General features: G+C 57.6%; 1 protein-coding gene. It reads right to left on the bottom strand.

Going from position 1 to position 255, the window contains the following annotated elements; translation table 11 throughout:
- Positions 1–53: 53 nt before the first annotated feature.
- A partial coding sequence (locus SCWH03_RS28690; RefSeq protein WP_216854831.1) for a hypothetical protein occupies positions 54–255 on the bottom strand: 202 nt, incomplete at its 5' end.

The following is a 255-nucleotide window of genomic DNA, read 5'->3' as shown; positions in this document are numbered from 1 at the left end:
ATGGACGGGGTATCAACATATCTGGCGTTGACTTTTGGCACGCTGTTGAGTTCTCAAGGAACGGACGCTTCCTTCGTACTCACCCACGGAACACTCTCCGAGGCTTTCCTCCGGGCGCTTCCCTTCGATGTTTCCAGCTTAGCAGATCCGATTTCCTTCTCCGCCACCCGCTGGAGCGGGCTGCCAGAGCGTTCATCCGCTTCCGCGAATTCCCTTTCCGGCGGTTCCGACTCTATCAGATCCTTTCGGGCCCGA

Source organism: Streptomyces pacificus, from assembly GCF_011766325.1.
Taxonomy (GTDB): domain Bacteria; phylum Actinomycetota; class Actinomycetes; order Streptomycetales; family Streptomycetaceae; genus Streptomyces; species Streptomyces pacificus.
The sequence above is the reverse complement of the archived record's forward strand: the minus strand, read 5'-3'. Positions and strand labels throughout refer to the sequence as shown.